The following is a 13,274-nucleotide window of genomic DNA, read 5'->3' as shown; positions in this document are numbered from 1 at the left end:
CATGGAAGTAAAGAATGAAAAAGGTATTCATTTGCACACATATAAACGACACCCATGCCATGGCGGCAGAGGTTGCGCTGAAGGGTCGCGGCCATAAAGTAGTGAGATGGATTGGTGCTGACATTCCCACCAGGGAGAGCCTTAGTTTTAAGTTCGATCCTCATCTGCGTGCGGTCTTTCGCTCAGAAGGGCAAATGCATTCCACCGATGAATTTGATGTTGTGTGGTGGCGTAGATTGACCCCAGCCCTGCTCCCTTCCTCGATTCATCCGGGTGACAAAGTGGTGGCGGAAAGAGAGTGGGAGGTTTGCTTTGATGCACTGGAAAATGCATTCAGAAGTGACGTTTTATGGATCAATCCTGTTGCAGGCCAACGATTGGCTAACGATAAAGTGCGCCAACTTGTCCTGGCGAAGAGACTCGGATTTAAGGTGCCTAAAACCCTGGTATCCAATGACATCGTCGAGATAAGCGAATTTATAAATTCAGTGCCCGCAGTTGTCCATAAAATGTTTGCACCGACTTCATGGAAAGGAAGTGAGCGCTATGCGCGGGCAAGGACGACTCAAGTGACATCCGCTCACCTTGAGCAGGCAGACTCCCTCAGGCTATGTCCTGGGATCTTCCAGGAACGGATTTTTAAAAGGAAAGAGATCCGCGCCACCTTTATGGGGGAGGCCTGTATTTCGGTTGAAATTGAACCTAAGGATAACGATGGGGGCGTATGTGATTGGCGATCGATTCGGCAAGAACACTGGAAGATTTCGTCGTGCGATCTTCCCCCTGTTGTCATCGAGCGCTGCCGGAAAATGATGCATTTACTGGGAATCGTCTTTGGTTGCTTCGACATCATCATCGACGCTACAGGGGATTACGTTTTCCTAGAAGTAAACCAGATGGGGCAGTTCCTTTGGAAAGAACTCGATTTGCCAGATCTTCCCATGCTTCAAATGTTCTGCGATTTCGTCGCCTCAGAGAATGCGTCGGTCTTGGGTCTTAGTACGCATGATGAGTCCTTTCAGCATGTTCTATCGACTGAAAGCTATCGGGAAATCGTCGACAGGGAATACCCGTCGCATGTGGATAGCAAGCCTTACATATTAGATAACCAATATTGAATCTGTGAGGGGCTCGGATGCCCTCGGCTCGTTCTAGCGCGCAGAACGAGTCATCCAGTAGCTTGTGAATCAAGCGCTTCCTTGAACGATGACCACGGATAGTCATTGTCCATATAAATGCTGATTGCGAGCCTTTCGTGATTCAGCCATCCTACTTAAAAGGAGCAATTCATGAACATCAAAGATCAGAACCAGGTAAAGGATGTCGCCCAGGTCCGCATCTTCGGCCGTGTTGTCGCCGAAGACATGTCGATCGAAGAGTTCGACATGGTGTATGGCGGATCCGTTCCGAAGCAGTCGGGCACTGTCGCAACCGACACTGCTATGCAATGTGATTGGTAAGCAGAGGATGTCTTGAGTCTTTTCGTGACAAGTAGACTCAAGCATCGTCCTGGCGGTCTCTAGAGGCCGCCAGGATTAGCGGACAAGCAAAAGGGAATTACCTTAATGATCAGTTCGACGAGTTCCAAAATCTCAATCTTCTCTTCATTCATTTTGCTTGCTCTATGGTCGCAATCTATCCCGGCAGCCACCACAGACAATCAGGTGTTGGCAAAGCTTGAGCAACAAGACCAGGCTGATCGAATGCCAGGGACCGGAAAAATCAATTGGGACGTTGTTGCCAGGAAAGATGCTGAACGCAAACGAGAAGTTGAGAAAATCCTTGCTGATGGCGGCATTCGGACGGCACAAGACTATTTCAATGCATCCGTCATTTTTCAGCATGGCGAAGATCTAAAGGATATTGAACAGGCCTATGCGTTCGCCGTCACTGCTGTGAGCATGGATGATAAGAATCAACAAGCCAAACAGTTGGAAGCAGACGCTTGGGACCGAATCATGCTAAAGCGAAATCGCCCGCAGTGGTACGGAACGCAGTTTATTCGAGATAAATCCACGGGTAAGTATGTGATGTATCAAGCAGACTCGAGCGTGATTTCTGATGCAGAGCGACAGGCAATGGGGCTCCCAACCATGAGCGAGAATCAGGCTCATCTTGACGAAATCAACAAGGTTGCTGCTAAACACTGATTCATAGCGCTGGCGAGCGCTCGGCAGCCCTCCGGGCGGCTTTATGCCGGGTCTGCGACTTCATCAAGCATGTTTGTCGCCTAGCTCAGTGAGCGCTTCGCGGACCCTTAACCAACTGCCTTCGATGCAGCGCCGAGGAAGCGTTCGACGATCTCCGGCAGCATCGGGTCGACGGGAAGCGTGTAGTGGGTGGTGTTCGGCAAGATGGCGAACTCGTTTGCGGGCCGCAGGGAGCCATCGATTCCGGCATCGCGCTGGCCGCCTCCCAACGCCTTCCAGAACTCGACCATGTGTTCGGGCCGAATAGCGTCAGCGTCGGCAAAGACCAGCAGTGTGCGTGTGTGAAGTTTGGCGACGTCGGCGCTCCAGTCGAAGGGGCGTTTGGTCAGGTCGCCGACCTTCCTGAAGAGGTTGGTCCAATCGACATTGGGATAGGTCTTCCCTAGCGGCGATGCTTTGACGCCAGGGCCCAGCGTGGCAGCGTTGGCCTCCAACTGTTTGAAGGCCGCTACCACCTCCGGATAAAAGCCGTCCTGTCTCATTGCCGCGGACACGAGCACGAGCCGGTCGACCACGTCCGGATGCCGGATAGCGGTTTGCAGTGCGACGCTGGCGCCCAGCGAGTAGCCCATGACGTCGGCCTTGCCGAGGTTCAGATGGCCGATCAGCGCGGTAATGTCATCGCCCATCGTTTCACTACGCAGTGGCCTGTCCGTGTCTGGCGTGCGCCCATGTGCCTGGAGATGAGGAGCGATCACCTGTCGGCTCTTGGCCAGCTCGGCCAGATTGTTGCCGAAGCTGTTTGGGTCAATGCCGCCGTGGAGAAGAATGAGCGGCTTGCCGGTGCCATGCACGCTGTAAAAGAGGTGCTGACCATTGACGTTGGCAAAATGCTCGTTCGACATGGTGAGAGTCTCCTTGGCTTGAACGGGAAGGACCGCAGTCAGCACTGCGGTCGCCATGGCAGTCTTCAGGAAATCGCGTCTGAGCATATCGTCCTCACGCGGCGCCGAATGGGTCAGCGCGGTCAGTGATCATGTCTTTCATCACCATCCTTTCCATGCGCCGGTGGCCGCGCTGTGGTCACGATCCGCCTGCGAGCAACTCATCCAGCTGCGCGAACTGTTCGGGCAGGCCTTCCGCCGAACCGGCGAGGGCTTCCTCAAGGGCTTCCGTCGTTGGGTAGAGTTCGTGAAAGGTGACCAGCGTTTTGCCGGCATTTTCTTCGAACGTCACCGTAGTCACGGCGCCCTGATCGCTTTCTTCGTTCGTCCATACGATGCGTTTGTGCGGCGTTACTTCTCCATAGGTACCGAAGAACGTCATCGGTTGATCGAAGTCCGGATGGCTGAACACAAGGCGATACGTACCCCCGGTGCGAATATCCATGTCGCACGAGACCAGCGACATGCCTATCGATTTCGGAACCCACCACTGCTTGAACAATTCGGGTTTGCTCCACGCTTCGAAGACGATGTGTGCGGGGGCATTGAACGTTCGCGTCACGACGAGTTCGCGGTCGGACTTGCGCGCCACAACGGTGCGGTTTATGGCGGCGGAACTACTTTCTTTTGCTTCTGGCATTTGCCTTCTCCTTGCGGTTCAAGTCTTCGACAATCTTGTCCAGCGCGTCGAAACGCGCGCTCCAGAGCTGGCGGTGTTGCTCGATCCAGGCGGCCTCTTCTTCCAGCCGGCGCGGTCCTAGCTTGCAGGTTCGTACGCGCCCGATCTTCTCCGTGATCACAAGCCCCGCTTGCTCCAAGACGCTGACGTGCTTCTTCATGCCCGTGAGGGTCATGTGAAACCTTTGAGCAAGATCCGTGACTGAGGCATCTGAACCCCAGAGCTGCTCCAGCACGCCGCGTCGGGTGACATCGGAGAGTGCGGCGAACGTTGCGTCGAGTCGGGTTTGATAGTGAACCATATGGTTCACTGTAAGGCGCACTTAGGTGATTTGCAAGCGGAGACCCTACGAGCGCAAATCGCACGTGGCTCCTCTGCCGCTCCGAACCCAGACGGCGCATGTCGAGCGTGGGCAAAGTGCCGACCGGCGGCTTTGTGGCAGCCAGGTCAACTTTGTGGCAGCTAGGTCAAGATGTCGGATGACATTCAGGGTCGGAAGTGGACGTCCGGATCTCTCACGCATCGGTAACGGAAGCTTAGGTGGACAAACTTGCTGGACGTCCATCGAAGTTTGTCCAAGACGGACAAACTATGCTGGATCGCGCAATACGCTGTGGCGTAAAGCATAAGCAGTCGTGGGATTTGCAGCTTAAATTGGCAGGGTAATTTAGGTTTATGCTTTTTACGTTTGTTCTAGCTACAACTTGATGCGCAACTTATAGAGTTGCCATCGACGTTCTCAAAGACCTATGAGGTGATTGCCCCGGCATTTCTCGCATTTGAGGCATCGCTGAATTCAGAAGATGCCTCAAATGTGCTTGCAGGAATGTCTGTTGATTAGTTCGCTGTGCGTGCCGCCTCAGCAATAACAGCAGCTACAGCTGACGGCTTCGATACTGGCAAGGCGTGTGAGGCCTCGACTTCGGTAACGATCGATCCTGCGCGTTTGGCCATGAATCGTTGAGCATCGGCGGGCAGCGAGCTGTCTGCCGATGCGACCACGGTCCAGGAGCGGACACTGCTCCACGTTGGGGCGCTATCAAATGTTTCGCTCAATGCGGAAACATTCAAAGGGCGCTGCGCTGCGGCCATCAATGCAACGGCATTGGGAGGGAGATCTCCCGCATATACGTCACTGAAGTGATTCGGCTGGAGGTAAAGATCAGTGCCGCCCGGGCACTCTCGCAAGACAATCGTCGCTTCACCCAGCTTGCTGCCCGGGAAACGTCCGTTGAGTTCACCTGTGCTTTCGCCAGCATCTGGTGCGAACGCGGCAACGAATACCAGCGCCTTGATTTGATAGCCGCCGAGTGCCGGATGGGAAATGATCGAGCCGCCGTAGGAGTGGCCGACCAAAATGAAGGGCTCCTCTATCGTCTTTAAGAACGCTGACAGGTATTCGGCGTCGGAGTGCAACCCACGCAAAGGAATTGCGGGTGCTACGGTGGTGTAGCCAAGACTCTGTAAATGCTTGGCCACTTCGTTCCACACGGAAGCATCCGTCAAGGCACCGTGGACAAGTACGATCGTAGGTTGTTTGGGCATAAAGCATTTCCTGAAAAGTAGTTCACCTGGGAATTGATCGATGCCAGATGCGTTGAAGGTGGTTGACTATGGAGAGTCGAGACTTCTGCGAAGCAAACACTCACTCGGATGTGTACTTGCGTGAACACACCCTCGTGCCAACTGGTTCAGATAAGGGCGGTCTTCTCAGCTCGCGCCTGCCGCGCGATCTCGCGAGACTCGATATCGACGCGCAGATTCCAGACGCTCTTCGGCAATCGTTCGCCCGCGTTCGGTTACTGTATTGAGCACGCGAGCTGGTGCGGTATCAGGAGATCCGGCAGTAAATGCGTCTTAGGTTCATAGGCCATGTAGAGCTGAATCTCTTCGGCGATGATGCTGCCGAGCAGAGGAGATACAACAGCATGGCCCTTTCTCTCAAGGGAAAGGAATGGATGGGGCGGTTGCCTATCTCGAGTCCACACACGTCCGTGTGGGTATAAAAATGCGCCGATGGCTCCCTCTTTTCAATTACCTCTAAGGTAATAATGCGAAGCTCAGCATGCCTATCCATCCCGATCGAAAGGCGGGTATAGATCGTTGAGTGGGTTCAATTACCTATCCGCAAATACCGAGATCAGTAAAGTTCAAGGACGCTGACAAGTGAAGCGATGCATTTGCAAACAAAGCTGCAGTTGGATTGGCTTCAAGGACGCACCATGCAGTTTCTGTCCGAGTAGCCAGCAATTTGTTTGAATGTGCGCGGCCAAATTTGTGAGACGTCCATGCAAGTTTGGCGGCAACGGTTAAACTTTGTCGGGTCGCACATGGTTGTGGCTTAAGCATAACCTGGCGGAAATCGCCAAGTTATGCTGGACGGCAAAGCATAAGCTGTCAGGCGTGTTGATACATTTCAACGATTTGCGCGAAGCATATTATTGTCTGCCGTACACCGATGGCTCGCTTCTCGCAGAAGTACACCTCCACTTCATTGTGGCGAAAACCATAATGTGGCCGCACGATCATAACTTTTTGATGTAAAAACATTTTGCCGCTGGATACCCAGTCTTTGGCGCACAAGCGTGGTTCGTTATATACCGGCGGCCTCTGATTCAATTTGGCGCTGAATTACGGAGAGTCGACACTTTCCTGCGGATTGTGGCTACGCGGGGGGAATATCCATGCGTCAGCCTCATTCAAGCGGCGCCGGTGGAAGCCACGTCTTTGTCCGCCTGTCCGCTGGGCAGTGTCCGCGGACAGGCAGTCGTGTCGATGGGTACGTTCTAACTGATTGAATTCGAACAGGCCGAGCCGTGTGCACTCGGTGGCATATTGATTGCTTCCAAGATTTGAAGACGCGCCATTGGGTGACAACGGATGTTCGTTTATTACTTTCAGTTAGGTATGCGCAGCCTGCGCCACAATCCCGTCCTCACCGCACTTATGGTCATTGCGATCGGGGTTGGCGTTGCTGCTTCCATGACGGCGTATTCGGTGTTTCGCATCGTGTCGGGTAATCCGATACCGGAAAAAGCTTCTCAGCTTTATGCGGTGCAGATCGACAACTATGGTCCGCAACATAATGAGAAAGGCGAGCCGCCGGATGAGATGGACTACACCGATGCGCTGGCTCTGCAGCGGACACACAAGGCGATCAGGGAGACTTCCCTGTATCCGGTGTTGTTGTCGGTGATCCCTTCAAATCCGGATCTTCGGCCGATTCGCTCGGACACTTACGCGATGTCTGCCGATGCGTTTCAGATGTTCGACATTCCTTTTCTCTATGGCCGCGGCTGGTCCGCCTCCGACGATCAGAATCGAACTCCGGTGGTAGTGATCGGGCGCGCGCTCAACGAACGCCTGTTCCATGGTGCCAACAGCGTCGGACAGGAGATCAACCTCAATGGGTACGAATACCGCATTACCGGCGTGATCGACAGATGGGACCCGCAACCGCGATTCTTCGATCCGATCAGCGTGGGGCCGTTTGGCGATCCGATCCAGTTGTTTATCCCAATGAGCCGTGCAATTGACCAGCAGCTCATCACTGCTGGCCATACGGACTGCCCCGTCGAAAATTACGGCGGCGGCTGGGATGCCTTGCTGCATTCGGACTGCGTTTGGTTATTGCATTGGGTTGAATTGCCGAGCGCGGCTGATGCCCGGGCCTATCGTCAGTACCTGCAGGATTACGCTTCGGAACAACGGCGCGCGGGCCGCTTCGAGTGGCCGCCCAATATTCGGCTGCGCAACGTCACGCAATGGCTGGATTACGAACACGTCGTGCCGCCGGAAACCTCGCTTTCGCTCTACATATCGCTGGGTTTCCTGCTGATCTGCCTGGTCAACACAGTGGGTTTGCTACTGGCGAAATTCCTGCGGCGCGCGCCCGAGATCGGCGTGCGTCGTGCCCTGGGGGCGTCGCGCCGCACCATCTATGCGCAATTCCTGCTCGAAGGTGCGGCGATCGGCCTAGCCGGCGGCGTGCTGGGCCTTGTGCTGACTGGGTTGGGTGTATGGAGTATCAGCCTGATCTTCGACGCGCAGATCGCACGCCTGGCGACCGTCGATCTGAAGTTAATGGCGTTGACCCTGTGCGTGGCCGTTCTGGCCGCGGTGCTGGCGGCGCTTTATCCCACCTGGCGAGCGGCGAAAGTGCAGCCCGCCTGGCAGCTTAAAATCAATTGAGAGTCCGTGCATGTTGCAGATCACTCCTGTTCTTGCCGCACTGAAGCGACACAAGGTCGGCACGTTGCTGATCGGTTTGCAGATCGCGCTGACCCTGGCGATCGTCTGCAATGCGTTGTTCATCATTCACCAGCGCGTTACGCATCTGGCCCGGCCTAGCGGCGTCGCCGAAGAAAACCTGCTGACGGTTCGCAATGAATGGACCAACGCCAGGGCAGCGGACCTCGGCGCACTGATCCACACAGACATGGAGACCCTGCGGCAGTTGCCGGGCGTGCAGGACGTGGCGGTGAGCTACGGCTATCCGCTACGTGGCGGTGGCTGGGAATCCAACCTGAGCATCAAGCCGGAAGATCCCAGCCAGGCAATTGCCGGGGCGCGTTTCTTCGGTGACGAACACGTGCTGCCGGTGCTGGGAGCCAGACTGATCACCGGTCGTAATTTCCGTGCCGACGAAGTGCGCATGCTGGATTCGAATAACCTTTCCTCGCCTTCGGTGGTAATCATTACCAAGGCACTGGCCAAGCGCCTTTATCCGGACGGATCGGCACTGGGCAAGCCCGTTTATGTGGGCAGTTCCGCCACCCCCAGCACCATTATTGGCATCATCGGCGATATGGCAGGGTTCTCTGCAGGTACCTGGACGGATACGACCTACGATTACGTCCTGCTCGAACCGACTGTGCTTATCGATAGGGCCAACGCCTACCTTATACGCACCCTACCTGGGCAACTAGATACGCTGACAAAGGTGGCGCCCAACGCGCTTTTCAAGATCAATCGCCTGCGCATCATCCCCGATGCGGAAAATGGCGGTGTGCGCACCTTTGCCGAGGTGCGCGCACATGCCTATAAGGACGACCGCGGACTGGCGCTGATGATGGGTGCCATATGCCTGGTACTGCTGATGATCACTGCTGCCGGCATCGTCGGACTCACCAGCTTCTGGGTGGCACAGCGCCGCAAGCAGATCGGCGTACGGCGCGCCCTGGGAGCTACGCGCAACGATATTCTTTCGTACTTTCTTACCGAGAACCTGCTGATCTGCATGGGCGGGCTGATGGTGGGGACGGTGTTGGCCGTCGGTCTCAGCCAGTGGCTGGTGATGCGGTTCGAAATGGAGCGCGTCTCGCCGCTTTATGTACTGTTGGGCGCCGTCGTTCTACTGCTGCTGGGACAGGCGGCGACGTTGGCGCCGGCGTTGCGTGCTTCGCGTGTGCCGCCGGTGGAGGCGACACGCTCGGTATGAGGAAGCTCAGGGTCAGCTTCACTTCTCAGACCGCAGCGATAGTATCGAAAATGAAACCGACCCCGATCTTGCTGAGGCATGCGAACGAATCGATACCTAAGATGGGTTGACGTGAGAATAAAGAACGGACAATTAGTTCTTTGCCCGTTCCAGAAAAGAGACCAGTAGGTAACTTTTTCTGCGGTCGGATGTTGCTACCGATGCGCGTACGCAACCATCGAAAAAGGACTGTCTCTTTGGAGCCCTTGTAACGCGGACGCTATATGGTTGACCATCTATCATAATCTGGCCAAATCGGCCAATTTATGCCGGAATCCATATAGCAGACGTTGGACAGATATTTGGTGGCCCACCATCATCCGAATAGTCTATTTAAGTTTATGATATTAAATATATTTTCGTGAACGCACTCGGAACTTTACTCGCTATCTTACTCACTTTTGAACCTCGCCCTTTCTCGTGGAGTGAAAGAGTTGGGAGTGAGCCGCAGTTTCCCTTAAAATTCTATCGAAGACTTGCGCAGATGGCGCATAGCGTCACTTAGCATCGAGGTAGCAGCAAGGGAAGTTGGTTCATGGCGAAGCGCCAACGTCGTAAGCATCCCCCTGAGTTCAAGGTAAAGGTTGCACTTGCTACTCTTGATGGCAAGAAAACATTAGCCGAGTTAGCCAACGCGTTTAATGTTGACCGCAGTCTTATCAGTGCGTGGCGGACTGCATTTCTAAAGGAAGTGTCCGCGCGGATGGGCTCCGCTGAAAAGCCCCCTATGGTAGGGAAACCGTCACTAGCTCAAGACGAGAGAGCCGAACTAGCCGGCGGCCAGGTGCTCGGTTTTACTGCAGACAATAAAATTCCTGTCCGTCCTAGGTATCTAACAGTTCTGATCGATGAATTACCGTTTCGACTTAGTGACGGGTATTTTGGAGAGGAAGGGCGTGCTTATTGCGTCGATTTAGCGCGTACGGCGCTTGACTCCGAGCAGCGCCCCCATGCCGAGGCGGAGCTGATGCGCTGCTATCAGGCGGTAGCGCTTGATGAGCCCCTTAGCGACAAAGCCTGCCTGGCTTTTGCCAAGGGTTGGATTTCATACGCGTTCGCTGAACACGCTGCCGAAGGTCGGCAGATGGAAGCCGCCCTGAAGCATCGCAACAGAGCCTATGCGCTCCTAAACGAGGCCAGTGATCTTGCCAGTCCTCGAATAGTGGAGGAAGTCCGAGCGAAAGCACGAAAAGAGCGAGAAAGTGAGCAATTGAAGTCAGCGCGCAAGGAATGCGAAGTGAAGTTTGCAGAATACCTTCTCCAACAACGACCACCCAATGGTTGGCGAAGTCATCAGCAAGCTGCGACTCGCTGCTACAAGAAGCTCGATGAAATGCGAGCGACTTACGAACCGCTGCATGGACAGTTATGGACGGATGATTCTGAAACGTTCATCAAGCTTCAGCTTATTAAGCAAAGAGGTCTCCTCTACAACGCATTCAGGGGAAGAGCACCCAAAGGCTCGGCCGAGGCAAAACGATCAAATTGAAAGGCCGTGTCACCTAGTCCAGCTGTCGTCGTCCGACGTGATCAGACTGCCAAACAGACTGTTTTGCAGCGGAGTGACAAGCAAGGACGAGCCAGCGAGGGATGCCGGAAGCCTGCGTGTATTAAGCGGCCCGAAGTAGGTTCCTTCGTGTGAGATCGGACATCTCTTCGTGGGCACCTTCTTCCTGAGTTTTGCAATCATGCGTGGCTTGGAAGGTAAGTAGTCGGCCACCCTCGCAGAAGGAAGCGCGCGAGGACGACCGAGCTTCTTTACCGGCGCATCGGGCAGTTCGCTTCGCCCAAACGTACGGGATTTACGTACGAGCGCGCGATCCTCAGCTTCAGCGGACCCAGCCACAGACAAAACCATTCGGGCATAGTAGTCCGCTTTTGTGAGATACGGTGCGACCAAAGTACGGAGAGCCCAAAGCTTCGCTGTGTCGCTGTAGTGAATCTTTCCAACTCCGCGGTGCAGATACGATTCGTAATTGCAGATGTAGTAGCGGCCGTTCCCGCCTGTAATGACGCGGTTCCAATGTTTGCCAATATGGTCAGCAATCACAAAGTCCTGTTGGTGATGGTTCGCGTCGTAGAAGAGCAGAAGATGCGTGTGCCAGCCCGTGTGCTCGGTGAATTCCAACTTCCAGGCGTAACCTACTGGTTTGAAGGGACACTTGCGGCGCAAGTAATGAATTATCTCTCTGCGGTGAGCGAGGGCCTCCTCCATCATCACTGGAAAAGAGCGCCAGGCCTCCACCGGGTGGCGGAGATACGAGATATCCATGCGCACAACGAGCAGTTGGCTGTGCGCTGCAAAGAGTCTGTCGATCAACTCTAGAAGGCCAACGGTGTTGCTGCGTATCAGCTTATGATGCTTGTCGCGGCTAAAGCGAAATCTCTGCGAACGAGCCGCCTGACGGATGGCACTAACGCAAGCGTTAAGGCGATCAACATCTTCCTTGCAGGTGGGCGAAAACTGGGCTGAGAACGCGTTCGCCTCCATGTGATCTTCAAACAACGCGACAAGCGGATGGAACTGGTGGTACGGGAATGTCTGGCGAATGCTCGCCAGATTGGGGCGAAGGATGTGCAGGAAATGATTCGCTAGGCGCCCGCGGCAGAGTCTCTGTGAATGGTGATCTATCTTGATTGGCCAATGAAAGAGTGGTCTTTGCGTGCTGGTCAACCGGTGCATCGTCTTTTCGATAGCCATCAGTTCGCGCGCCATCTCTTCGTCATGCGTGCGAATGCGACGCGGTGTCATATCCCCGTCCTCGTGGAAGCGGGTTTGAGTCGTGTAAACAAGTGCTTCCTCTGCACCTTTGTAGAGCGACGGTTTGTTGGATTTCATGTCAATAACTTTCTTGGCTATGGGAAGCGCAGGGCCTATGTGTGTTGTTAAAGGAGCCAAGGAAATACAGTTAACGCAAGCTAGCCGCGAGTTGAGAAGCCTTCCAGTACAGATAGCTTCGTTGCTCAATGCATCTGCCTACTCATGATCATTACAACCATTTAATTAGTGGTAGATAACATTAAGACCGAAATTGGCGGATTCAGGCATTGCCCCTGGCTCGGGGTGTTTTTCGATCGGCACATCGTGAAACAGTGGGCGATCGGGTAGTTTGAGATCGGCAAGTTATATTCCGAATACGTCGGTTTCAGGGCGTCTTTCGTTTACCGATTTCCCTCCGCTGCTTTGGTCCATGCCCAACAGAGATCCGTGTCAAAACGGGTGCTGCGACCAAACTTCATCCGCGGCGGCGCCGTCGAATCGAACTTTTTCGATTTCGGATTGGTGACGTTCCAGAGCTGCGAAGTGGAGCAGTTGGCCAGCCACGCGAACTGGTGGATGTCCAAGCGTAACGGTAGGTCTTCTTTATCTATTTTCCTCATTTCGATGACGCCAATTTGGGACGAAATCGGATCGTAACTAGTCGCTACCGGAGGAAAAATGCGAGCTTCCGACGTAAACTTTTATATCCAAATCTAAATGAATATTTACTTTTATAAACAATTAATTAAGATGGAAGATGGCCTTTTTTATTGTGGGCGGCGAAGGCCGTTGTAGCGCCACGATTTCAACGGCAGAAGGAAGGCGATCGGTATCATCGCGGCGGCCAATGGGCATTAGAGCCGGAAGGTCCTAACTGCCAAACCATTGTTTCGCATCTATCGGCGCGCTTCGCATAACACAGGACATTGGCACTTTTAGGAGGATGGCTTGCGATCCCGCCTGGGAATTTCTGGCAGCTAACAAGAGACTGTAACTTTGGCGGCAAGATAGGTTCTGATTCTTGCTAGTGGCGGAGCTACTTAGGTCCGGAAAGTTCCTCCAAAGCCAGTGCCAGACAGCTTCAATCACGGAAATTCGGGCTAAGGAAATTCTCCAGCCTTTGCTAGATGCCTTTTGCGGCGCCCCTGTCCGTGTATGCCTTCAAAGCATTTGTCGAGCGAGCAAATTAAGCCTCGCAGTCATGGAAATTTAGTGTGAACCGAGTCAGGGTTGCCGACGTTTTAAGAAAAAAAGAGAGTGC

The 13,274-nt window shown here is 54.2% G+C and carries 11 protein-coding genes; 6 read left to right on the top strand and 5 right to left on the bottom strand.

Features of this window, described 5'->3' with window-relative positions; all coding sequences use genetic code 11:
• Positions 1-14 precede the first annotated feature (14 nt).
• From ISN74_RS19440 to ISN74_RS19430, 3 genes are all read left to right on the top strand, one after another.
• Positions 15-1,118: an ATP-grasp domain-containing protein gene (locus ISN74_RS19440; RefSeq protein ID WP_188795552.1), complete on the top strand. Its 1,104-nt coding sequence runs from the start codon at positions 15-17 to the stop codon at positions 1,116-1,118.
• Positions 1,119-1,289: 171 nt separating this feature from the next.
• A complete protein-coding gene (locus ISN74_RS19435; protein WP_188795550.1) occupies positions 1,290-1,460 on the top strand; it encodes a hypothetical protein in 171 nt (56 codons plus the stop codon).
• Positions 1,461-1,565: 105 nt separating this feature from the next.
• Positions 1,566-2,150, top strand: a complete 585-nt coding sequence (locus ISN74_RS19430; protein WP_188795549.1) for a hypothetical protein — start codon at positions 1,566-1,568, stop codon at positions 2,148-2,150.
• 107 nt (positions 2,151-2,257) lie between these two features.
• On the opposite strand, the gene ISN74_RS19425 is transcribed toward ISN74_RS19430, so the two are convergent.
• The 4 genes from ISN74_RS19425 to ISN74_RS19410 form a co-directional block, all read right to left on the bottom strand.
• Positions 2,258-3,055 carry an alpha/beta fold hydrolase gene (locus ISN74_RS19425; protein ID WP_188795547.1) on the bottom strand — a complete coding sequence of 266 codons (798 nt, stop codon included), beginning with the start codon at positions 3,053-3,055 and terminating at the stop codon, positions 2,258-2,260.
• 178 nt (positions 3,056-3,233) lie between these two features.
• Entirely contained in the window at positions 3,234-3,734 is a 501-nt protein-coding gene (locus tag ISN74_RS19420; RefSeq protein ID WP_188795545.1) for an SRPBCC family protein, read from the bottom strand.
• Positions 3,712-4,074, bottom strand: coding sequence for an ArsR/SmtB family transcription factor (locus tag ISN74_RS19415; protein WP_188795543.1), 363 nt, complete (start codon positions 4,072-4,074; stop codon positions 3,712-3,714). The genes ISN74_RS19420 and ISN74_RS19415 overlap by 23 nt, the downstream gene beginning before the upstream one ends.
• Positions 4,075-4,610: 536 nt before the next feature.
• A complete protein-coding gene (locus tag ISN74_RS19410; protein WP_188795542.1) occupies positions 4,611-5,318 on the bottom strand; it encodes an alpha/beta fold hydrolase in 708 nt (235 codons plus the stop codon).
• A gap of 1,335 nt (positions 5,319-6,653) precedes the next feature.
• Between ISN74_RS19410 and ISN74_RS19405 the strand changes: the two genes are divergently transcribed.
• From ISN74_RS19405 to ISN74_RS19395, 3 genes are all read left to right on the top strand, one after another.
• On the top strand, positions 6,654-7,964 hold the full coding sequence (locus tag ISN74_RS19405) for an ABC transporter permease (RefSeq protein WP_188795540.1): 1,311 nt from the start codon (positions 6,654-6,656) through the stop codon (positions 7,962-7,964).
• A 10-nt stretch (positions 7,965-7,974) separates the two neighbouring features.
• A complete protein-coding gene (locus tag ISN74_RS19400; protein WP_188795538.1) occupies positions 7,975-9,213 on the top strand; it encodes an ABC transporter permease in 1,239 nt (412 codons plus the stop codon).
• Positions 9,214-9,787: 574 nt separating this feature from the next.
• A complete protein-coding gene (locus tag ISN74_RS19395) occupies positions 9,788-10,741 on the top strand; it encodes a transposase (protein WP_188795535.1) in 954 nt (317 codons plus the stop codon).
• A gap of 9 nt (positions 10,742-10,750) precedes the next feature.
• On the opposite strand, the gene ISN74_RS19390 is transcribed toward ISN74_RS19395, so the two are convergent.
• Complete coding sequence (locus tag ISN74_RS19390; RefSeq protein ID WP_188795533.1) at positions 10,751-12,091, bottom strand: YagK/YfjJ domain-containing protein; 1,341 nt, start codon at positions 12,089-12,091, stop codon at positions 10,751-10,753.
• Positions 12,092-13,274: the final 1,183 nt, after the last annotated feature.

Source organism: Dyella caseinilytica, assembly GCF_016865235.1.
Lineage (GTDB): Bacteria > Pseudomonadota > Gammaproteobacteria > Xanthomonadales > Rhodanobacteraceae > Dyella_B > Dyella_B caseinilytica.
Note: the sequence above shows the minus strand (reverse complement) of the source record. Positions and strands in the feature narration are given on the sequence as shown.

Bases quoted from the DNA above. Each gene is read 5' to 3' on its own strand.
- ISN74_RS19405 (WP_188795540.1), top strand. From the start codon at position 6,654: ATGTTCGTTTATTACTTTCAGTTAGGTATGCGCAGCCTGCGCCACAAT.
- ISN74_RS19420 (WP_188795545.1), bottom strand. From the start codon at position 3,734: ATGCCAGAAGCAAAAGAAAGTAGTTCCGCCGCCATAAACCGCACCGTT.
- ISN74_RS19410 (WP_188795542.1), bottom strand. From the start codon at position 5,318: ATGCCCAAACAACCTACGATCGTACTTGTCCACGGTGCCTTGACGGAT.
- ISN74_RS19390 (WP_188795533.1), bottom strand. From the start codon at position 12,091: ATGAAATCCAACAAACCGTCGCTCTACAAAGGTGCAGAGGAAGCACTT.
- ISN74_RS19415 (WP_188795543.1), bottom strand. From the start codon at position 4,074: ATGGTTCACTATCAAACCCGACTCGACGCAACGTTCGCCGCACTCTCC.
- ISN74_RS19440 (WP_188795552.1), top strand. From the start codon at position 15: ATGAAAAAGGTATTCATTTGCACACATATAAACGACACCCATGCCATG.
- ISN74_RS19425 (WP_188795547.1), bottom strand. From the start codon at position 3,055: ATGTCGAACGAGCATTTTGCCAACGTCAATGGTCAGCACCTCTTTTAC.
- ISN74_RS19430 (WP_188795549.1), top strand. From the start codon at position 1,566: ATGATCAGTTCGACGAGTTCCAAAATCTCAATCTTCTCTTCATTCATT.
- ISN74_RS19400 (WP_188795538.1), top strand. From the start codon at position 7,975: ATGTTGCAGATCACTCCTGTTCTTGCCGCACTGAAGCGACACAAGGTC.
- ISN74_RS19395 (WP_188795535.1), top strand. From the start codon at position 9,788: ATGGCGAAGCGCCAACGTCGTAAGCATCCCCCTGAGTTCAAGGTAAAG.
- ISN74_RS19435 (WP_188795550.1), top strand. From the start codon at position 1,290: ATGAACATCAAAGATCAGAACCAGGTAAAGGATGTCGCCCAGGTCCGC.